This is a genomic window from Streptomyces purpurascens (assembly GCF_045040895.1).
In the GTDB taxonomy this organism is placed as follows: Bacteria; Actinomycetota; Actinomycetes; order Streptomycetales; family Streptomycetaceae; genus Streptomyces; species Streptomyces purpurascens.
In genome coordinates, this window is sequence record NZ_CP108341.1 from 8,354,698 (window position 1) to 8,373,775 (window position 19,078).

17 protein-coding genes and 2 pseudogenes are annotated in these 19,078 nt (G+C 69.7%); 10 read left to right on the forward strand and 9 right to left on the reverse strand.

What is annotated here, in order from left to right; translation table 11 throughout:
- Positions 1–272: 272 nt before the first annotated feature.
- Positions 273–1,535 carry an MFS transporter gene (locus tag OHU35_RS37935; RefSeq protein ID WP_405508544.1) on the reverse strand — a complete coding sequence of 421 codons (1,263 nt, stop codon included), beginning with the start codon at positions 1,533–1,535 and terminating at the stop codon, positions 273–275.
- Between the two features lie 98 nt (positions 1,536–1,633).
- Here OHU35_RS37935 and OHU35_RS37940 point away from each other — a divergent pair, with 98 nt between their 5' ends.
- Positions 1,634–2,011 carry a helix-turn-helix transcriptional regulator gene (locus OHU35_RS37940; RefSeq protein ID WP_307036818.1) on the forward strand — a complete coding sequence of 126 codons (378 nt, stop codon included), beginning with the start codon at positions 1,634–1,636 and terminating at the stop codon, positions 2,009–2,011.
- 121 nt (positions 2,012–2,132) lie between these two features.
- Here OHU35_RS37940 and OHU35_RS37945 read toward each other — a convergent pair whose 3' ends face one another.
- A complete protein-coding gene (locus tag OHU35_RS37945; RefSeq protein WP_405508546.1) occupies positions 2,133–3,242 on the reverse strand; it encodes an IS256 family transposase in 1,110 nt (369 codons plus the stop codon).
- A gap of 235 nt (positions 3,243–3,477) precedes the next feature.
- Positions 3,478–4,617 carry a CdaR family transcriptional regulator gene (locus OHU35_RS37950; protein ID WP_189722206.1) on the reverse strand — a complete coding sequence of 380 codons (1,140 nt, stop codon included), beginning with the start codon at positions 4,615–4,617 and terminating at the stop codon, positions 3,478–3,480.
- An 86-nt stretch (positions 4,618–4,703) separates the two neighbouring features.
- Here OHU35_RS37950 and OHU35_RS37955 point away from each other — a divergent pair, with 86 nt between their 5' ends.
- The 3 genes from OHU35_RS37955 (at position 4,704) to OHU35_RS37965 (ending at position 7,223) form a co-directional block, all read left to right on the forward strand.
- Complete coding sequence (locus OHU35_RS37955) at positions 4,704–5,759, forward strand: ferredoxin reductase (protein WP_359890123.1); 1,056 nt, start codon at positions 4,704–4,706, stop codon at positions 5,757–5,759.
- A gap of 7 nt (positions 5,760–5,766) precedes the next feature.
- Positions 5,767–6,885, forward strand: a complete 1,119-nt coding sequence (locus tag OHU35_RS37960) for an acyl-CoA desaturase (RefSeq protein WP_189722201.1) — start codon at positions 5,767–5,769, stop codon at positions 6,883–6,885.
- A gap of 167 nt (positions 6,886–7,052) precedes the next feature.
- Positions 7,053–7,223: a hypothetical protein gene (locus OHU35_RS37965; RefSeq protein ID WP_189722199.1), complete on the forward strand. Its 171-nt coding sequence runs from the start codon at positions 7,053–7,055 to the stop codon at positions 7,221–7,223.
- A 316-nt stretch (positions 7,224–7,539) separates the two neighbouring features.
- Here OHU35_RS37965 and OHU35_RS37970 read toward each other — a convergent pair whose 3' ends face one another.
- A complete protein-coding gene (locus OHU35_RS37970; protein WP_405508548.1) occupies positions 7,540–7,713 on the reverse strand; it encodes a hypothetical protein in 174 nt (57 codons plus the stop codon).
- A 203-nt stretch (positions 7,714–7,916) separates the two neighbouring features.
- Between OHU35_RS37970 and OHU35_RS37975 the strand changes: the two genes are divergently transcribed.
- Together OHU35_RS37975 and OHU35_RS37980 are read left to right on the forward strand one after the other, a co-directional pair.
- Complete coding sequence (locus OHU35_RS37975; protein ID WP_189722197.1) at positions 7,917–8,084, forward strand: hypothetical protein; 168 nt, start codon at positions 7,917–7,919, stop codon at positions 8,082–8,084.
- Positions 8,085–8,290: 206 nt separating this feature from the next.
- Positions 8,291–9,487 carry a serine hydrolase domain-containing protein gene (locus OHU35_RS37980; RefSeq protein ID WP_405508550.1) on the forward strand — a complete coding sequence of 399 codons (1,197 nt, stop codon included), beginning with the start codon at positions 8,291–8,293 and terminating at the stop codon, positions 9,485–9,487.
- A gap of 102 nt (positions 9,488–9,589) precedes the next feature.
- Here OHU35_RS37980 and OHU35_RS37985 read toward each other — a convergent pair whose 3' ends face one another.
- Both OHU35_RS37985 and OHU35_RS37990 read right to left on the reverse strand, forming a co-directional pair.
- Complete coding sequence (locus OHU35_RS37985) at positions 9,590–9,943, reverse strand: hypothetical protein (protein WP_405508552.1); 354 nt, start codon at positions 9,941–9,943, stop codon at positions 9,590–9,592.
- A gap of 359 nt (positions 9,944–10,302) precedes the next feature.
- Positions 10,303–10,638: pseudogene (locus OHU35_RS37990) on the reverse strand (lamin tail domain-containing protein); the annotation flags it as partial.
- A 158-nt stretch (positions 10,639–10,796) separates the two neighbouring features.
- On the opposite strand from OHU35_RS37990, the gene OHU35_RS37995 reads away from it, so the two are divergent.
- Positions 10,797–11,183 (forward strand): hypothetical protein, encoded by a 387-nt coding sequence (locus OHU35_RS37995; protein WP_359890131.1) that lies wholly within the window; start codon positions 10,797–10,799, stop codon positions 11,181–11,183.
- A gap of 61 nt (positions 11,184–11,244) precedes the next feature.
- Here OHU35_RS37995 and OHU35_RS38000 read toward each other — a convergent pair.
- Both OHU35_RS38000 and OHU35_RS38005 read right to left on the reverse strand, forming a co-directional pair.
- Positions 11,245–11,730 (reverse strand): annotated as a pseudogene (locus OHU35_RS38000) (hypothetical protein); the annotation flags it as partial.
- Positions 11,731–11,858: 128 nt separating this feature from the next.
- Positions 11,859–12,803: an NADP-dependent oxidoreductase gene (locus OHU35_RS38005; RefSeq protein ID WP_189722191.1), complete on the reverse strand. Its 945-nt coding sequence runs from the start codon at positions 12,801–12,803 to the stop codon at positions 11,859–11,861.
- A 691-nt stretch (positions 12,804–13,494) separates the two neighbouring features.
- Here OHU35_RS38005 and OHU35_RS38010 point away from each other — a divergent pair.
- The 3 genes from OHU35_RS38010 to OHU35_RS38020 all read left to right on the forward strand — a co-directional run bounded on the left by OHU35_RS38010 (position 13,495) and on the right by OHU35_RS38020 (position 17,602).
- Entirely contained in the window at positions 13,495–13,998 is a 504-nt protein-coding gene (locus tag OHU35_RS38010) for a MarR family winged helix-turn-helix transcriptional regulator (RefSeq protein ID WP_189722190.1), read from the forward strand.
- 623 nt (positions 13,999–14,621) lie between these two features.
- Positions 14,622–15,188 (forward strand): 2'-5' RNA ligase family protein, encoded by a 567-nt coding sequence (locus OHU35_RS38015; protein WP_189722189.1) that lies wholly within the window; start codon positions 14,622–14,624, stop codon positions 15,186–15,188.
- Between the two features lie 242 nt (positions 15,189–15,430).
- Positions 15,431–17,602: a SpoIIE family protein phosphatase gene (locus OHU35_RS38020; RefSeq protein WP_405508555.1), complete on the forward strand. Its 2,172-nt coding sequence runs from the start codon at positions 15,431–15,433 to the stop codon at positions 17,600–17,602.
- A 95-nt stretch (positions 17,603–17,697) separates the two neighbouring features.
- Here the strand turns inward: OHU35_RS38020 and OHU35_RS38025 are convergent, their stop codons facing one another.
- A complete protein-coding gene (locus OHU35_RS38025) occupies positions 17,698–18,882 on the reverse strand; it encodes a type III polyketide synthase (protein ID WP_189722186.1) in 1,185 nt (394 codons plus the stop codon).
- Positions 18,883–19,078 lie beyond the last annotated feature (196 nt).

Sequence of the window (19,078 nt, forward strand, 5' to 3'; positions counted from 1 at the left end):
TGACTGGCCGCCCTGTGTTGCCTTCCGCGGCTCCACCGCGTGCGGGAGGGCGGCTGGGGGCGTTGCACGCCCGATGTAAGGCTGGGGTGGCCACCGGACGGATTCCGACTGGGAGAGTGACCGAGTCACAGGCCGGTACGGGGACTTGGTGCTCGGCCTGTCGTCTTGTGGAGGGAGCAATTGTCAAGAGTTGTGGATTCGCTCGACTTTCGACGTTCTGGCAGGCATTAGTGATCAGCGGCGGTGTCGAGGCTTGCTGTGGCTCGCGGCCGTCAGGCTGGCTCCGTCGCCTGGCGCCGACTGGCGAGGACAACCAGGCCGCCGATGACCGCGAGGCCCATGAGGACGGCACCGAACACCGTGGCACCGCTGGTCAGGCCCACGGCGTCGCTGAGGTAACCGGCGGACACGGGCAGTAGCCCCGCCGGGACGTACCCGCCGACGTTGAGCGCGGCGTTGGCCTCCGCGAGGCGCTGGGGCGGGACGCTGGAGTTGAGCAGCGACAGGCCGCCGAGCTGGCCCATGCCCTGGCCGGCGCCGGCGAGCAGCGCGGAGGCGATGAGGACCGGCACCGACGAGGTGTGCACGGCGACGATCAGCGTGATCATGCTCAGCGTGGTGCTGACCGCGCCGGCCGTGAGGATGGTCCGCCGGTCGAGGCGTTGCACGGCGAACTGCACGCCGGTGGCGGCGAGGAACATGACGAAGGCCATGGCCCCGGCGACGATCCGGCTGGTGGTGCCGAGCAGGCCTGTCAGGAGCGAGGGGCCAAGTGAGAGCACGAAGGAGGTGGCCGTGATGCCGGGCGCGAACACGGCGATGCCGAGGGTGAGTTGGCGGCCGTTGCCGTGCGGCACGCCGGGCACCCGCACCCAGGCGCCCTTCGCGGGCGCCGCGGGACGCCGGAGGGGCATGCGCAGCACGGCAAGCATCGCGGTGAGGAGCAGCACGGCCTCGACGACGAAGACGGTGACGGTCGGCCCGGGCAGCGACTCGGAGAGCACCCCGGCCAGGAGCGGGCCGAGACCGGCACCGAAGACCATCGCGCAGGAGGCGAGCAGGGCGGCGATCCGCTTGCGCTCGGGACCAGCCACGTCGGTCACCGCGGCCATGCCGGCCGAGACGACGGCGCCGACGGCGATTCCGGTGAACAGCCGTGCCACGATCAGCGCTGCCACGGTGGTGGCGGTCGCGAAGATCAGGCAGGCGGCCAAGGCGAGCACCAGGGCGGGCAGCAGCACGGGCTTGCGCCCGAGCCGGTCGGAGACCACTCCGGACACCAGGAGCGAGCCGATGAGCCCGAGGATGTAGAACGCGAACACCACGGTCAGGGTGCCCTTGGAGAAGCCGATGTCTCGCTGCCACAGCACGTACAACGGTGTTGCCGCGTTCGAGAGGACGAAGACGGCCGTGACCGGCCAGGCGGCCAGCCATACCCACCCCCGCGGAGCGGCGGATCCTCCGCCGGGCTCCGCGGTGCCACTTCGCAGCCTTCCGTCGACGGCCTGGACGGGCGCGTTCCGGGTCTCGGACATGACTGTTCCCTCCGACTTCCTGCAGTACGACTTTAGTCGAACTTAGCATGCAGTACGATTGGAGTCGTACTAAGGAATCGAGTCGTGAGGACCTGCCCATGTCTTCGACTGCGGGCACCGCACCCGCCATCAAGGTGCTCCCGGCCCCTCCCGGCCTACCCGAACCGCTGCCGGAGCCGACGGTCGAGGAGTTGCGCCTGGAGACCGTTCTCGGGGCGCTCAGCGACCCCTTGCGGCTGACGATCGTCCGCAAACTCCTCCTGGAGTCAGAGCAGTTCGACCACTCCTGCGGCTGGTTCGGCTTCGACCGGCCCAAGTCGTCGCTCACGCACCACTTCAAGGCGCTGCGAGAGGCGGGGGTCACGCGCCAGCGCCAGTACGGGCTCGAACGCCGCAGTCACGTACGCGTCGACGACCTCAACGCCTGCTTCCCCGGCCTACTCGACCTGGTCGCGGCCTGGGCCCCAGAGGCATGACGAGGCGCCGCTTGACGAACGAAGACAGTCGGGCGGGTCCACAGCAAGCCCCGACACCGCCGCGCCGCACGGTCACCCGCCTGCCAGAACGGCGGAAGTCAAGGGATTCGTTCATTCATGATCAGGCGGCGGCGGCCTCGGGACGCTCGACGAGCCGGCCGTTCTCGAAGCGGGCCCCAGTGTGGACGAGGGCGACCAGGTGCGGCGCGGTGACCGTGCGCCAGCGGGACTGGGCGGACTCGGCGAGCTTGAATACCATGGCGAGCGCGGCGGCCGGGCTGCCCGCGCCGCGGGTGACCTTGGTCCGGAGCTTGACCGTGGAGAAGTCGGCCTTCTCGGCATGCTCGCGGTCCTCCGCGTTGTAGATCTCCTGCGACGCCCTCTTCGCTCCCGGCTGGGCGGACTTCGGCAGAGCATTCACGACATTCCGGATCTTATGGACCCGGCAGCGCTGATGCCGAGCGGCGGGGAACACCTCCACCAGCGCCCGCCACAGCTCCATCGCACCGTCGCCGACGACCAGCTCCGGGTCGCGCATGCCGCGACGCCGGCAGTCGCGCAGCAGGTCCGCCCACGACTCGGTCGACTCGCGCAGCCCCTCCGCCAGCGCGATTAGCTCCTTCGTGCCGTCGATGCGCACGCCCATCAGCACCAGAACACACGAGTGGGCCTGGCCGAGGCGGACCTTGGGGTGCACGCCGTCGGCCCACACGTACACGTAGTCGCTGCCCGACAGGTCGCGCTGCTGGAAGGCGGCGTGGTCGTCGCTCCACTGTTTGGTCAGACGAGTGACGGTCGGCGCGGACAGGCCGGCGGCCGAGCCGAGGAACTGCTCCAGCGCGGGCACGAAGTCGCCACTGGACAGGCCGTGCAGGTACAGCAGCGGCAGCACCTCGCTGACCTTCGGGGACTTGCGGCACGACGGCGGGAGGATCTTGGAGGAGAACCGCTTCCGCTCGCCGGTGGCCGCGTCGACGCGGCGGTCGTTCACCCGCGGCGCGGCCACCTCGATGGCACCGGCGGCGGTGGTCACAGCGCGGGGCCGATGGCGGCCGTTGCGCACCACCAAGCGTCGCCCGCTCCCGTCGCGTTCCGCAGCCAACTCGGCTATGTACTGGTTGACTTCGGCCTCCAGAGCCGCGGCGAGCATGCGGCGGGCGCCCTCACGGACGATCTCGTCGATCAGGGAGCCGGACTCGGTCAAACCGTCGGCGTTCACTACGCTGAGCACGGGCGTGTCACCCTTCCCGACCCGTGCTGCAAGGCGGGCCTACTCGGTGAGCTGGTTATCGATCACCCGGGAAGGCACGCCCTTTGCGTCCACCCCGGGGACCGATCCACACGCGAGTCTCAGCGCTGGCTGATACCGCTCTTCCCTGGGCCGCATGAGCCAGCTGATGGCGCCGAGGACGAGGCACGATTCCTGGACCGCTCGCGGACGCGGACGTGGACCGTCGAAGAACGCGTCAGCTGACCCGAAGACCGACCGCCAGCGTCAGTTCGAGGACCCGGTGCGGCGATGCGAGATCCGGAAACAGCTCCCGCAGCTGCGACATCCGGTACCGGACGGTCTGGGGATGGACGAACAACGCCGCCGCCACCTCCTCCCGCCTGCCCTGGTGCAGCAGCCACGCCCGCAACGTCTCCTCCAGCCGCCGTGCGGTCGCGACAGGCAAGGTCTGCAACGGAGCGAGGGCTCGGGCACGCAGGTCTGCGAACGCGTCCCCGTCGGCGCTCAGTATCAGCTCGGGCAGGTGGTTCTCGGTGTCGCGAATATCGGAGGAGAGTGAGCGCGCGCGTATGGCTCGTTCGTACGAGGCGGACGCACGAGTCCATGGCCGGGCCGGGCCGACCACGGCGGTGCGGTCGGTCAGCTGCCGCAAGAGATGTGATCGGTCGGCATCGGGGACGAGCAGCACACCGGTGACATCCGGCAGATCGTCGAGGAAGAGGGTGCTCGGGTCGAGCGCGCGGTAGGCAGGCCGGGCCTGGGCGGCGGGCAGCAGGACCGCGGTCAGCGAAACCGGAGGCTGCCACCCGGCCCGTTGGGCAGAGGCCAGCAGCACATCCGGGCTCGCGCCGGCGAGGAGGTCGCGGGCCAGGTGCTCCAGGTGGCGCTCGTGATCCCTGCCCCGGGCGGCAAGTTCGTCGGCGTGGCCCGCGGCGCTCGCGGCGGAGAGCTCGTCGATGTAGGCGAAGGTCAGCTCGGCGAACTTGGCGACCTCGGCGGCGGGCAGACCTGCGGGTACGGCACCCGCTGCGAGGCATCGCCAGGCCACGCGGGCGCCGACGCGGTAGGCGCTGAGCAGGGCGTCCATCGAACGGCCGTCGCGGACCTCGCCGCGGCCCAGCTCGTAGGCCGCGTCACCGCCGTCGCCGCCGGTGGCATTCCCGCTCGCGAGGTCCAGGTAGTGCCCCAGGGCAGTGCGGACGGCGCGGCGGATGGTGGCGCCCATGTGGCCCGAGAGGGCGTTGGCGTAGGGAGGGACCTCGTCGATGATCGCTTGGACGACCTCGTCGGCGGTGGCCTTCAGCGCAGCCCGAAGTACGGTGACCGTCGTCTCATCCAAGGCCAGTTCGCTGGCCCTCCGGATCACATGGCTCACTTTTTATTCCCTGCGAACAATCTAGTCGACCAGATTTACGTCTTGTGGTCAGGACTTTACGCCCTGAGGCACAGCAAGCTGGAGCCATGACGAGTACAGCCCTCCGCAGCAGGGCGTGGAAACTACTGGAGATGGTCACGACGCCGCTGCTGCCGTCGGACTACCTCGACCTGGTCAGCCCGCTGCGCGCGGGCGCAGACCTGCGTGGGCGCATCGAGGCCGTGCACCCCGAGACACGTGACGCCGCGACCATCGTGATCAGGCCGGGACGAGGCTGGCGCGGCCACACAGCCGGTCAGTACGTGCGGATCGGGGTCGACGTCGACGGCGTGCGCCTGTGGCGTGCCTACTCGCTCACCTCGCCGACAAACCGCCAGGACGGCCGCGTCACGATCACCGTGAAGGCGATCCCGGACGGCAAGGTAAGCAACCACCTGGTCCGCAGGGCGAAACCGGGCACGCTGATCCAGCTCGACCAGGCGACCGGTGACTTCGTGCTGCCGGAGACCAAACCCGCCAAGGTGCTCTACCTGACGGCCGGCAGCGGCATCACGCCCGTGATGGGCATGCTGCGCGACACCGAGTTCGACGACGTCGTCATGGTCCACTCCGCGCCACAGCCACACGACGTGATCTTCCGCGACGATCTGCACGACCTGGTCGCGGACAAGAAACTGCGTCTCACCGAGCTGCACACCGACACGGACGGCATGCTCGACATCGCCCGTCTCGACGAACTCGTGCCCGACTGGGCCGAGCGAGAGACCTGGGCTTGCGGGCCCGCGGGACTGCTCGACGCCGCCGAAGAGCACTGGACCGAACACGGCGTCCGAGAGCGCCTGCACACCGAACGCTTCCGCCCCAGCATCGTCGCCACCGGTGATGGTGGCGAGGTCACGTTCAGCTCCACCGGCAAGACTGCCGACGCGGACGGCGCCACGCCGTTGCTGGACGTCGGCGAGGAGGCCGGCGTGCTCATGCCGTCCGGCTGCCGCATGGGCATCTGCTTCGGCTGCGTCACGCCGCTCAAGGCGGGCGCCGTCCGAGACCTGCGCACCGGCGAGATCACCGAGGCCGAGCCGGGCGTTCTCATCCAGACCTGCGTGTCCGCCGCGGCGGGCCCCTGCGACATCGAACGGTAGGAGCACCTTGACCGCCATCGACCCCACCGCCCACCTGACCGCGGAGCAGATCGAGGAGCTCGGCCGCGAGCTGGACGCGATCCGCGACGAGGTGATCGCGGACCGCGGTGAGAAGGACGCCGCCTACATCCGCAAGGTCATCTCGGCACAGCGCAAGCTCGAGCTGGTCAGCAGGGGCGTGCTGCTGTTCTCGATCTTCCCGCCCGCGTGGCTGATCGGCACCGCCGGTCTGTCCGTGGCGAAGATCATGGACAACATGGAGATCGGCCACAACATCCTGCACGGCCAGTGGGACTGGATGCGGGACCCGAAGATCCACTCCACCACCTGGGAGTGGGATCACGTCTCGCCGGCCGACCAGTGGAAGCACTCGCACAACGAGCTGCACCACACGTACACCAACGTGATCGGCAAGGACAACGACCTCGGCTACGGCATCATGCGCGTCGACGAGGACCAGAAGTGGCACCCGTTCCACCTCGGCCAGCCGCTGTGGAACTTCATCAACGCCTGCTTCTTCGAGTACGGCATCGCAGCGTACGACCTGGAGCTCGGCAAGAACCTGCACAAGCGTCGCCGCAAGAACCCGGAGTTCCGCGCGCGGGCCAGGGCCGTGGGCCGCAAGATCCGCAAGCAGGTGCTCAAGGACTACGTGATCCACCCGCTGCTGTCGGGCCCGTCGTTCCTCCCCACGCTCGCCGCCACGTTCACCGCGAACCTGGTCCGCAACCTCTGGACCCACTCAGTGATCATGTGTGGGCACTTCCCCGAGGGCGTGCAGGTCTTCGAGCGCCGGTCGATCAAGGGCGAGACGCGCGGCCAGTGGTACCTGCGCCAGATGATGGGCTCGGCGAACATCAGCGGCAGCAAGGCCATGCACTTCATGACCGGCAATCTGTCGCACCAGATCGAGCACCACCTGTTCCCGGACCTGCCGAGCAACCGGTACGCCGAGGTCGCGGTGAAGGTGCGCGCGTTGTTCGAAAAGTACGAGCTGGAGTACGTCACCGGGCCGCTGCCCAAGCAGGTGTTCTCCGCGTGGCGCAAGGTCTTCCGGCTCTCGCTGCCGAACAAGAAGCCCAAGTCCCAAATTCCGGACCGCGAGCCGGAGCTCGTCGCGGCCTGATTCCCGGCATGGGTTCAGATCATTCGGCAGTACCGGCGGCACCGCCGGTTTCGGGAGATCCGTTGGAAGGGCCCGAGTCTGTCGCCAATCTCGGCCGTGCTGCCCGGACAGGACGACTACGCCGCCTTTGGCGAGAGGAGGACCGCAGGCGCTACGCGGAACTCATCGTGCACGGCCTCGCTTTCTCCTGGCTCGACTCCGCGCTGGAGAGGCACTTCGTACGCCACACCGACTCCGCCGTGACCCCGCGGCCCACTCCGCTGGCCGCCTTCCTCGCCCACGCGCCGTGGATCCCGCAGACTGCCGTCCCGGGCGCCCCCGCGGAGGGGACCGCGTAGACGCGGGACGACACCCCGGCGCGGCGGAGGAGGGCCTCGCCCGCCGGGGTGGTGAACGGGGCTCCGGCCGGGGTCTTCCGCCCGGTGGCGAGACACGGCGTGGGGATGCCGAGGCCGACGCGGGCACCGAGACCGTGGGTGTAGGCGTGCGCCTCGCCAGCCGTGACGGCGCCGAGCAGGCCACGCGCGTCCAACCCGCCAGGCGGACCGCAAGAGGAGCCGTCCGCCGCCAGCACGTCGTCCAGGAGAGATCGACGAGATCGTGGGTGTGGGCCAGAAGCCCGTACATCGCGATCCGGGCGCGCTCGTGCACGTCCTAGGCCGTGCCCGGTGGGAGCAGGTAGAGCATGCGGCCGAGGTGCTCGCGGGCGCGGAACCCGGCCTCGGTCAGCAGCCGGTCGCCATCGCGGATGCGGCGGTTGAGGACGACGAAGGTGTGCCCGTCGTCGGTGGACCCGATGAACACATCGGGGATGTCCAGAAGCGACAAGACCGAACATCAGTTGGTGCCTTTCCGACACCATGGCGTTCCGCCCAGACACCGGTACGACGAAGCCTCCGGGGCCCTACTGCGGCGCGGGCCGGACGGGGTGCTCTGCAGGTCGCGCCACGACGCGCTGTCTGTAAGCACTTCTCTCCTGCGCGGTATTGGTGGGTCCGGGCTCCACGGGCATACGAAGTTGAACCGACGTCGTGGTCTTCCCCAACCCCGACGCCGTCCTGCGGCTCGCCACTGCCGCCTTCGCCGAGCTACACGACGGATGGACACTTTCCCCCGGCCGCTGCCTCTCCGAAGAAAGCATGGCCGCCGTCTACACCAACACCGACACGACCACCCTCCCCACCACCACCAACGACTGATCCCCTACACCAGCCCGGGCATCGCCGAGTTGCGCCATCGCACGTAACAGGGGGTTATCCCCACCTCCGATCCGGATGATCACCCCATCGCCGCGCCCCTACCGCTTCGACATGCTGAAACTGCCTGCGCAGAGCGGGGGTTGAAGGCTCTGCGTCACGGGCCACCGTCATCCGCGGTGATCTTGCCGGCTGTCAAGGAGGAACACGTGATCAAGTACAAGCGTTCGCTGGGTGGGGCACTCACGCTGGCCGTGGCGATCGGTGCCGTGGCAGTCGCGCTGCCGACAGGCGCCGCCACCGCCGCGACCACGGCCGAGTCCACCGCCGCGCCGCCCGCCACCACCAGCGACGACGCGCAGCTGCGTGCGCTCATGCACCGGCTGACCACGGCCGACGGTGCGCCCGGCGCGCTCCTGCAAACGCGGGATCGGTACGGCTTCAGGGTGCTGACCAGCGGCGTCGCGGACGTGAACAGCAACGCCCCGGTGGCGCCCGACAGCAGATTCCGGATCGGCAGCATGACCAAGCCCTTCGTGGCCACGGTCGTGCTCCAGCTGGTGGGAGAACATCGCGTCGCCCTCGACGCGCCCGTAGCGCGCTACCTGCCCGATCTCCTCCGCGGCCACGACAACGACGACCGGAAGATCACCGTCCGTCAGCTGCTCCAGCACACCAGCGGCCTGCCCGAGTACCTCACCTTCCTCAGCCTGGCGGAGATCCTCGAGGACCCGCTCGCCCACCACGACACCCGCGACCTGGTCAACCTCGCGCTCGCCCAACCCCGGACGTTCAGGCCCGGCGAGGACTGGCGCTACTCCAACACCAACTATCTGATCGCCGGGATGCTCATCGAAAAGGTGACCGGCCACCCCTACGGCGAGGAAATCCGCCGACGCATCATCGAGCCGCTGCACCTGCGCCAGACATCCGTGCCGGGGGACGCCGCCGCGATCAACGGCCCGCACCCGCGTGGCTACGTGCGCCCCGGTGAGGGCGCGCCGCTGATGGACCTCACCGCGATCAACCCGTCGATCGCGGGAGCCTCCGGCGAGGTGATCTCCAGCGCCAGCGACCTCAACCGCTTCCTCGGCGCACTGATTGGCGGCAGGCTGCTGCGCCCGGCCCAGCTCAAGGCGATGATGACGACCCACCCGACCGGCGACAAGGGCCGGGAGTACGGCCTCGGTCTGGAGAGCAAGGAGCTAACCCCCTGCGGCGGCGTGTACTGGGGCCACGGCGGCGACATCTTCGGCTACCAGACCGCGGGCGGCGCCACCACCCACGGCAGGCAGGCCACGGTGATGGCCAACGTCGACCCGGGCGGCACGGACGCGCAGGACGACGACATGGAGGCCGCCGTCCAGACGGCCCTGTGTGAGGGCCGCCCCTCACACTCCCGGTAGCGCAACCCCGCGATGACGGAGGCATTGATGCCGGCCGCCCCGCCGCAACGCGCGCCGCCGTCACCTCGGCGACGCGGCGCCAGACAGCAACCCATTAACGCCCTAAATTTTGGGCCCGGGGTTCCTGGGCTGCCCACCCATTCGGTGGTCGCTCCAGTCGATGCCGTCGTCGTGCTCCTTGCTCGACGCGAGCCCGAGGAACCCGAGAAGGGGAGCTGCGATGAGGATTGCTCCGCACAGGCTGCCGATTGCCACGTACCCGGCGGCGGCGATGACGGCCCAGAACAGGATGTCGCACGCGATCCGCGCCCACAGCGGGAACGGGGCACGCCACGCGTGGTAGCGGCGGTACATGCGCACGAACTTGCCGGACGCGCGCTTGGATCGGCCGGACTTCGTCTGGCCTGGCATTGCCGTGTGGCCGTTGCCGTGCGAACGTCCATTCTTCTTGCCCATGGCGCTCTTTGTCCCTTCGAGTTTCCCTTGACCACAGCAGTTCTCTCTTCTGGAGCGTGCAGCGGTTACCCATGGCCCGGTGCACGCGACCGAGAACATGAAGATGCCCGCGAGAAACGGGCCGCAAGGTGCCGGCGACGGCGCCCGATCACGGACTCAGCTCGGATCATGGCCAAGGCCGTAGGCCGGCTGACAGCGCGAGCGGATGGCCGGATCTGTCACTGCGACACCCTGCTGGGGGTGCTACTCCGCCTCGGACAGCTCCAAACGAGACGCACCCGGCCTCTCCGGCCGGGTGCGTGGTGTCCTGTCGGGGCATGGGTGAGGCCTGCAGTCCATGCCCGCAGGGTGGTGGGTGGGCGGTGGTGGCCGCCGTGGCGGTGGTGGCCCCAGGCTCGTCGTCGATGCGGCGTCCGTTGTCGTTGCGCAGGGTTGCGGTGTCGGATCGGTTGTCCCAGACGTAGTGGCGGCGGTCCTGGCACAGGTCGCTGTCGGTGTCGCGGCCGATGCCGGTGTGGACGCGGACCGTGGCGCGGCCTTCCAGGCGGTAGTGGTCGAAGGTGTAGGTACGGCCGTCCTCGTCCTCGGGGGTCCAGCCGTCGAGGTTGACGCTGCGGCGGCCGGTGTTGGTTGATCTTCACCTTGGACCGCTCGGGGCGGGCGTGGTCGGCGGCGGATGCCGGCAGCGTCACCACCGAGACGAGAGCGCCGGGCCGCCTTCCTCACCGCCTACGGCCCCCCGCCCAGGGACTACCGTCGCCAAGCCCTGCCCTTCGCCGAGTAGACGCATCGCCAAAACAGTGTGCACTCAGCGCTAACGAAATCCGTGCGACCACCACCTACCGTGAAACCCATGCGAAAGTCCCGATTGATCACGGCAATTCTCACGGCATCGGCCACCGTGCTGCTTTTCCCGACGCCGAGCAGCGCCGGAACGAACAGCGGCTGGGTCTATACCAGCGACTACGATCCCGGCGGCGTCGGCGCCTTCGGGCACGACGGCGACTGGATCAAGGTGTGCGACGAACAGGCGGACGGCTACAACGTCAGGATTCACCTGTTCAAGATGAGCACTCTTGTGGACATGGCCACGCTCAAGACGAACGACGGCAAAGGGGACTGCGAGAGCAAGAGTTTCGCCAGTGTCGTCCCCGAGGATATTCGCGTGGGTATCAGAGTGTCCCTGACGAAGAACGGGAACGAGAAATTCCACGGCCGGAAATGGGACCTGATTTCCTAAGGGCTGTCCCGCAAAGATCTTGGCCTCGAGTGCGAGGCAGCCTGTAGCGCTGCTGAAGTGCTCAGCTGGTGGTTCGTGAGGTGTTCAGGGACCGGGCGTAGTCGGCGAGTGCGCGGAAGTCGTCCTGCCTTAGCCCGATCCGCGGGTTGATGTGGTGGAGGAGCCCGGGGCCTTGGTGGTGGGCGGTCACGTACGTCTGATCCAGCTCGCTCTGCTCGTCGTCCACCCAGGCGAAAGGACGGCCGCCTGCGTAGTCCACCAGCGGCCCGGTCTTCCAGTGGACCCCGTCAGGGCGTTCCTGGAGCAGGACGTCGCCAAAGTCGACGAAGGGGAGTTCCGGAAGGCCGAGGACCGGTGCGATCCACCGGTTGGCGTCGTCCATCCATGTGGTGGCCCAGCACAGCTCGAAGTCGAGCTGGAGCAGGATTAGTCCGTGCTCTGGGTTGAGCCAGACACGTAGGGGACGTCGTCGGGACGAGAGGCCCCTGTCGTCCTCATGGGCATCGTTCCGGGGGACTCTGAGTGTGGTGTAGCCGTCACGACGTCTGCGCCGCGATGTCCCCCACTGCCGGTGGTGTGGCGTCCGCCATCGCGCCGGCCATCGGGGTCAGCGCCTCGGCGATCTCGGGATCCAGGCTGAGTGCCATGGCCTTTTCCTCCGGTGGAGGTGCGGCGTCAGGCGGCGGACGGGACGACGATGACCTTGCCGTGCACCGCGCCTTCGGCGGCCCGGGTGTGGAGCGCCGGCAGCTTGGCCAGCGGCACCCGCTCGGCGACGGCGACGCGCAGCTCCCCGCGGTCGATCAGCGCTACCAGCTTCGCCAACTGGTCGGCGTCGCTGCGGACGAACAGGTCGATGCCGCGCACGCCGCGCTCCTCGTCGACGGGTGCGGGCATCCACACCGTCGTGTTGACCACGACGCCGCCCGGGCGGACCAGCGTGACGAGCGCGGCCAGTTCGGCCGGGTCGACCGGTGCGAGGTTGAGCACGACGTCGACCGGATCGGTCACCGCCGCGGTCACGCTGGTGGTGGTGTGGTCGATGACCTCATCGGCGCCGGCGGACGTGACCGCCTCGCTGCTGCGCGGGCCGGCCGTGGCGATGACGTGGGCACCGGCGTTCTTGGCCAGTTGCACGGCGTAGCCGCCGACCGCTCCGCCGGCGCCGTTGATCAGCACGCGTTGCCCGGCCGTCAGCTTGCCGTGGTCGAACAGCGCCTGGTACGCGGTGAGGCCCACGAGCGGCAGTGCGGCGGCGTCGGGCAGCGGGACGCCCTTGGGGGCCGGCGTCAGGACCTCGGCCGGCGCGAGGACGTACTCCGCAGCGGCGCCGTTCCCGTCCATCGGCAGGAAGCCGATGACATCGTCGCCGACCGCGATGCCGTCCACGCCCTCGCCCAGCGCGTCGACCGTGCCGGCGACGTCGATGCCGGGAGTGTGCGGCAGCACCACCGGGATGGGGCCACGCATGAAACCGCCGCGGATGTTGCCGTCGACGGGGTTGAACGACGTCGCGGCGACGCGGATCCGGACCTCACCGGCCCCAGGGAGGGGCTGCTCCACGTCCTCATGGCGCAGGACGCCGGGGTCGCCGTACTCGTGGAAACGTACTGCCTTCATTTCGGTTCTCACCTTCACTGCGATCCACATTGCTTTGAATTCGAAGCAACTGTTGATGACGGTACCTCTGCTTCGAATTCGAAGCAAGTGCTGTCGGCCCGCGACGACGACCGTGGGCACGGGGTCGGCGTGCACGTCGGTCAGGCGCCCGCGTGTCACCTGTGCGACGTCGGCCGTCAGCCGGTGCAGCTCCAGCGCCTCCACCTCGGCGCGCGCACCGCCGGCCGCCAGTGACCGGCACACAGCCTCCGCGACCCAGTCCGCGAGCAGGCGAGTCGGACGGGCATGGCCGACACCGGCGCTCACGACGGCCAAGGACACCGGACTCCACGCGGCGGTGCTCATCCCGTCATCGTGTTCATGGCTTCTTCCCCGCGGCCGGGCCGTGGTGCCGTCATCGGGGAGGGTCGAGGGCGACGTCGCCGGACCTTTCCGCGGCTTCGGCGAGCAGCTGCGCGGGCCGGCATCTCGAAGCCCTCCGGGCGCGGTTCACGAAGGTCACAGCCCGCGTGGCGGAACATCTTCTCCAGCCCTCCGGGCCTCGGGATCCGTGGGCGGCGGCGCCGTCCTCCTTTCCGCAACCCTGCGCCGCACCACTGCCCGATCTCCATGTTCTGCGGTGCTCAGTCGGGCCCAACGCTGCCCACACCGCAGGCCACACTCTTCGAATTCGAAGCAGTAGACTCCGGTCATGCCTGATTCACCGCCGTCGCTCGACCCCGTGCAGCTCGGCGCCTACTTCGACCTCGTCGAGGTGACCAGCCTGCTCCGGCACGCGGTCGAGCAGCAGCTGCGCGAGACCGGTGATCTCAGCTATGTGCAGTTCCAGCTGCTGGCCCGCCTCGGGGACTCGCCGACGGGCAGCCACCGCATGACCGACCTGGCCGACGGCGTCGTCTACAGCCGCAGCGGCCTGACCTACCAGGTAGGTCTCCTCGAAAAGGAGGGCCTGGTCGTCCGCACCCCCTCGCCGGACGACGAGCGGAGCATCACCGTCACCCTCACCGACGCCGGACGTGAGCTGCTCGCGCGAGTGCTGCCGGGTCACATCGAGGTGGTCAGCGGTCTCCTGTTCGCGCCCCTTTCGCGCGACGACGTCAAGGCTCTCGCCGACCTGCTGGCACCGGTGCGCGACCACATGCGCTCGACGCCGCCTCGCTCGGCCGCGCCTCGCCGCCGCAGAAGCGGAGCATAAGGAAGTAGGTGCCGGCCGGGACGGAGGCGTCACGGCCCTGGTCGTGCGGGTCTCGCAGGGTTACCGCGCCTCGTAGCACGACGTACAGCCTGATCTGGTCGTGCTCGTGCGTTCCGACTGCCTGGGTGCTCACCGGGGAGGAGCCCCAGAGTTCGTTGACGGCGGTGTCCTGCAGGGTCACCGAGCGCATGGTGCCCTGGAAGCCGTCGACCGTGGAAGCGCTGAACTCCGGCAGGGGATACAGGTCTCCCAAGCGCGGGGCCCCTACCGAGGACAGGGCCGTGGTGGAGCCGGTGATCACCGCGTGGAAGGACCGGCACCGCTCGGTCAGCGGGGGCCTTGCCCTGGGGCAGGGGCCCGAGCATGTGCTGGGACATGCCCCGGCGTTCCCGGTTCCACTTGATCCTTTGGCCCATGCCGAACGGCATCGCGGTGTTCCGCCAGCGGGCTGGTCTCATCACCAAGCGTGACAACTCGAGGTGCGCGGGGGCGGCGGGGCTGGTTTCTTGGAGGGGCATTCGTCCGCCTCGGTCGTGCGGAAGCCCCATGTTGAAGCCGAGGCCACGAGATCGCCCCTGCGCGGCAATCCGCTGTGGGCGCGGAGAGTGAAAACGGAGGAAGCAATGGCGAGTGGCCGGACGACGAACGCGTTCATCTGCCTGAGGGTCCCGTCCGAGCTGGTCGACGCTCTGGTCGACCTGCAACGCGAGTTTCAGGACCGCGTCGACCCGCAGTCCCCGGAGCACATCCACATCACCTTGGGTTTCCTGCATGGCGCCGACGACCGGAAACTGGCCGACGCACGCTCCTTCATCAGCGAAGGAACATGGGCCGCACCTGCCGTCCGCCTGACCGGCGAGGTACGCCACGGCAGCTGGACCCTGCGAAAGAACCCGGCCTACCAATACGACGAGGCCACCGTGCAAAAGGGAGAACAAGTCCGCCTGGGCGTCGAACACAACCCCGAGCTGGCCCGCATCCACCAGGACATCACCCAGCACCTGAACATCGTGGAGGACGGCTTCTGGCCCCATGTAACGCTCGGCCTGGCCCGAGAGGACTTCCCCGCCTCCGAGGTCAAGGCGTTCAGGCTCCCCTCGGTGAGCGGCGCGGCTCCCAGTGTGGACGCGCAGCAGGAGGCGTCGGCCACCGCGTTCACCACCCTCGTCAGGAAAGACCTCACCGCCTGACGAGGGTGGTTGCGCGGGGTCGTCACCGTCGCGGACGACGTCGAGCACGGGCCCGTCCATTCGTCACCGAACGTATCCTTCCCTCGCGGTCCGTGTTCACGGTGCGGTCCGCCGGCGTAGGCGAAGCGGCGCCGGGTGTTATTGAATGAGGTGTGCGGTCAGGAATCTCGGGGCCCTGTCGCCCGGGTTCTGGTACGGCCCCGGCGCTGTGCCGGGGTTGGCGAGCGAGCTGAGAGAGCCGCATGGACTCCACCCCCTCCCCCTCGTCCGCGTCGCCGTTCGACATGGTCAGCGGCGCCCTGGGGCGGTACATCCCACGTGGCGGGGCGGCAGCGGCCGCCGGTTCTGCCGACCCGCAGGGTGACAGTGCCGCCCGCCCACGCGTACCCGCCGATCCGGCCTCCGGCCGTCAGGAGCAGATCCTCGGCGCGGTCAACCTGGACCGGGATCTGAGAATCACCCGCTGCAATCTGGACGCCCCCGTGTTCGCGGGGGTGGAGGCCGTAACCGGGAGCTCGTTCGTCGATCTTCTGCCTCCCTGGGACGTACCGACGGTCACCCGGCGGCTGCGGCAGGTCCTCGAGACCGGTGAGCCGCACGTCGCCCGGGTCCAGCGCCTGCGGCGCGGTGACGGGTCAGAGCTGGTGGTCTCGATGAGCATCCTGGCCGCCGCGGCGCCTCAGGAGGGCCTGACCGTCTCCCTGATCGCCATGGCCAGGAGGCTGCACCTGTACGCCGCCGAGACCGCGATCGGCACCTCGTTGGACATCGGCGAGACCGCGCAGTCGCTGGCGCAGTCTCTGCTGGCCTGGGGAGACGTGGCCGCCATCGACCTCGACCTCGCCGTGTGGACGGGCGAGGTGGTCACCGAGCAGCCGCAGCGGCGCATCCGGCTGCGGCGGGCGGCCCTGGTGCCGGACCGGGCGTGGCCCGACGGCTACGTGACTCCGGGCGACGATCTTCCCGGCGACGCGAGCCGCTTGCTGTCGCAGGCGATACGGCGTGACGACGCCGCGCAGGCCATCGTCCTGCCCGACCGGGAGGCGATCGAGCGGGTCCTCGGCAGTGCGCGACTGGTACGTGCCCTGGTGCCCAGTGACCGGGCGGCGGGTGTGGCGTACATACCGCTGGTCCTGGACGGCGCGCCGCCCGTCGTTCTGGGGGTGGCGGAGGTCTGGCGGCGGGCGGACCGCCCCTTCCACGACAGCGAGCTGCTCGACCTCCAGGAGCTGGTGGCCAGGACCTCTCATCACGTGGACCTGGCCCGTCAGCACCAGCGCGAGCACACGCAGGTGCTGGCGTTGCAGCGCCGACTGCTGCCACGGTCCGGCGGCGACACCATCGAGACCGCCAGCGTCTACCAGCCCGCCACCCCCGACAGCGCGGGCGTCGGCGGTGACTGGGTGAACAGTTTTCCCCTGCCGGACGGCCGTACCGCGCTGGTGGTCGGTGATGTCGTCGGGCACGGTCTGGGAGCGGCGGCGACCATGGGACAGCTGAGCATGGAGGCCCGCGCGCTGCTGTCCGCGGGGCTGGCGCCCAACGAGGTGCTGGAGCATCTGGACGAGACCGTGACGCTGCTGGACGACACGGAGTCCGGGCTGGCGGCCGGTTACAGCGCCCTCGGGTCGACCTGCTGCATCGCCGTCTACGACCCGGTCAGCCACCATGTGGCGCTGTCCAGTGCCGGCCACCTCCCCCCGGTCCTGGTGCCGCCGGACGGGCCGGCCGGCCCTGTCGCAGTAAGCCCCCACCCCGGGCTGGGGGCCGAGTTCGCGCTGCGGGAGCCGTTCGGCGTGCACACGTTCCCCGTACCTCCGGGCTCGCTGCTCGCCCTCTACACCGACGGCCTGGTGGAGGATCCCGCCCTCTCGATCGACGAGGGCATCGACAGGCTGGCGGACGCCGTGTCCACGGTGCACCCCTGGGATGCCCTGCAGCAGGCCGCGCGGCGCGTGGTCTCCGACCTGGCGCCCGTGCGCCGGCGCGACGACGTGACCCTGCTGCTCGCGCGCATGATCGGCTACCGCAAGGGGGACACCGCGACCTGGCGTCTGCCCGCCCGCGGCGACGCGGCCGCCCGGGCCCGCACGCTGGTCTCCGCGCTGCTGGTGCGATGGCGCACCAGAGCCGACACCCGGGACAGCGTGCTGCTGGTGGTCAGCGAACTGGTCGACAACGCGGTCCGCTTCGCCGAGGGACCCATCACGATACGGCTGATCAGGGCCGGTCACGGGCTGCTGTGCGAGGTGGGCGACACCGGCAACGGCAGGCCGCGGCTGGGCCGGGGCGGGCTCCTCGACGACGGTGGTCGTGGCCTGCACGTCGTGCACGGACTCACCACCCGGTGGGGGGTGCGGTGGACCGACACCGGCAAGGTGGTCTGGGCGTCGGTGGCCTCAGCCGCGAGGTGACGCGGCTGTGGGGAGCCGGGCGGCGAGTGCTCGTCGGGCTGCGTCACCGGCGGTACGGGCCGGGACCACTGGTACGGGTGTGGCGCGAGTTCGCGCTACAACCACTCTCCTTGCAGTGCGGTGGCCGTGAGGCCCGGGGCCGCCGCGTACAGGACGGCGCGACTGCCCCGTTCCTGCCCGGCGTCGTGCGCTCTCCGCAGGATGTCGAACACGGCGGCGCCTCCGCGGTTGCCGCTGGTGTAGCTGTCCCGGCTGTAGTCCAGCAGTCCCGACGGCCAGCCGTCGGGCATCGTCTGCTCCATGTACTCCAGCACTCGCGTCCCGCCGGGGTGCGCGAGCAGCACGTCGGGGTGCCAGGAGTCGGGGTCGTCCTGGTAGCGGACACGCAACCACTCCCACATCGCGGTGACCGTCTCCTGCACGGCGCGTGGCCCGCGCCGGTCCATCACGAAGTGGGTGCCGTCCTCCCGTGTCTCCAGGCGGTGCAGGTCCTGGGTGCCGGGCAGGGTGTGGTGCCAGGCGGCGTCCAGCCGCAGCACCGACTCGGGCCTCGGGCGGCCCGTGACCACCGCGGCGACCGCGGTGTCCGCGAACAGCAACCGGACGATCAAGGACTCCAGAGTGTCGTCCGCGGGCTGGTAGGTCGTGCTCAGCGCCTCCGCGATCACGACCAGGACCACCCGGTCGGGGTCCGCGGCCACGAGATCCGCCGCCAGCGCCAGGGAGCGGGTTCCGGCGACGCAGGCCCACTGCGTGGCCGGCAGCAGCATCACGTCATTGCGGAGCGGGAGCTCGTTGGCCAGGGCGACGTCCAGCCCCGGCAGCGCCGGGGTGGTGGAGTTGCTGGTGATCAAGCAGTCGACGTCGGCGGCGTCCAGCCCGGCGATCTGCAGGGCCCCGCGCGCCGCACGCTCCCCGCAGGACCGCACGGCCGCCCAGGCCGGCGCGGTGCGCTCCTGGACGGTCTGGGGCGCGGGTATCGCCTCAAGGGCGGCGATCACGCGATCCACGTCCTGTGCGGTGAACCCGTCGCCGGCCAGGGCCGCTCGGGCCGGCCCGACGCCGGCAGCGGGCAGGGCGCTCCCGTTGCCCGGCGCGACGGCGGTCTCCAGGGGCAGCATCCACCCGCGGGATTCGATGCCCGTACTGGCCGCGATGCCGTCGATCCGCGGCGCCCACGGCGCGTGCGGGTGCCGGTCGCGCACTTCCGCCACGATCTGGCTGGTCTTCACGGTGTGCTCGCCGTGTATCACGGCAGGCGGGCACAGGTATGCGGCCATGGTGGGCACCTTTCTCGGGGGAACGAGGCAGAACATCACGAAGGCTGTGTCGTGGATCACTTGGGCACGGCGCATCCAAGTCAATGGCGGTGCGCTCTACTTCGTGCTTCTGCGTCCGCCTCGAGAATGGAGGCTAAAGGGACATTTGCGCTGTGATCTGGGCAACTTAGGTGGTTTTTGCCGTGCGTGACACGGC

What these genes read in the sequence shown, in the direction of transcription:
- OHU35_RS37935 (WP_405508544.1), bottom strand. Translation starts at nt 1,535, where the DNA reads ATGTCCGAGACCCGGAACGCGCCCGTCCAGGCCGTCGACGGAAGGCTG.
- OHU35_RS37940 (WP_307036818.1), top strand. Translation starts at nt 1,634, where the DNA reads ATGTCTTCGACTGCGGGCACCGCACCCGCCATCAAGGTGCTCCCGGCC.
- OHU35_RS37955 (WP_359890123.1), top strand. Translation starts at nt 4,704, where the DNA reads ATGACGAGTACAGCCCTCCGCAGCAGGGCGTGGAAACTACTGGAGATG.
- OHU35_RS37985 (WP_405508552.1), bottom strand. Translation starts at nt 9,943, where the DNA reads ATGGGCAAGAAGAATGGACGTTCGCACGGCAACGGCCACACGGCAATG.
- OHU35_RS37995 (WP_359890131.1), top strand. Translation starts at nt 10,797, where the DNA reads ATGCGAAAGTCCCGATTGATCACGGCAATTCTCACGGCATCGGCCACC.
- OHU35_RS38005 (WP_189722191.1), bottom strand. Translation starts at nt 12,803, where the DNA reads ATGAAGGCAGTACGTTTCCACGAGTACGGCGACCCCGGCGTCCTGCGC.
- OHU35_RS38010 (WP_189722190.1), top strand. Translation starts at nt 13,495, where the DNA reads ATGCCTGATTCACCGCCGTCGCTCGACCCCGTGCAGCTCGGCGCCTAC.
- OHU35_RS38015 (WP_189722189.1), top strand. Translation starts at nt 14,622, where the DNA reads ATGGCGAGTGGCCGGACGACGAACGCGTTCATCTGCCTGAGGGTCCCG.
- OHU35_RS38020 (WP_405508555.1), top strand. Translation starts at nt 15,431, where the DNA reads ATGGACTCCACCCCCTCCCCCTCGTCCGCGTCGCCGTTCGACATGGTC.
- OHU35_RS38025 (WP_189722186.1), bottom strand. Translation starts at nt 18,882, where the DNA reads ATGGCCGCATACCTGTGCCCGCCTGCCGTGATACACGGCGAGCACACC.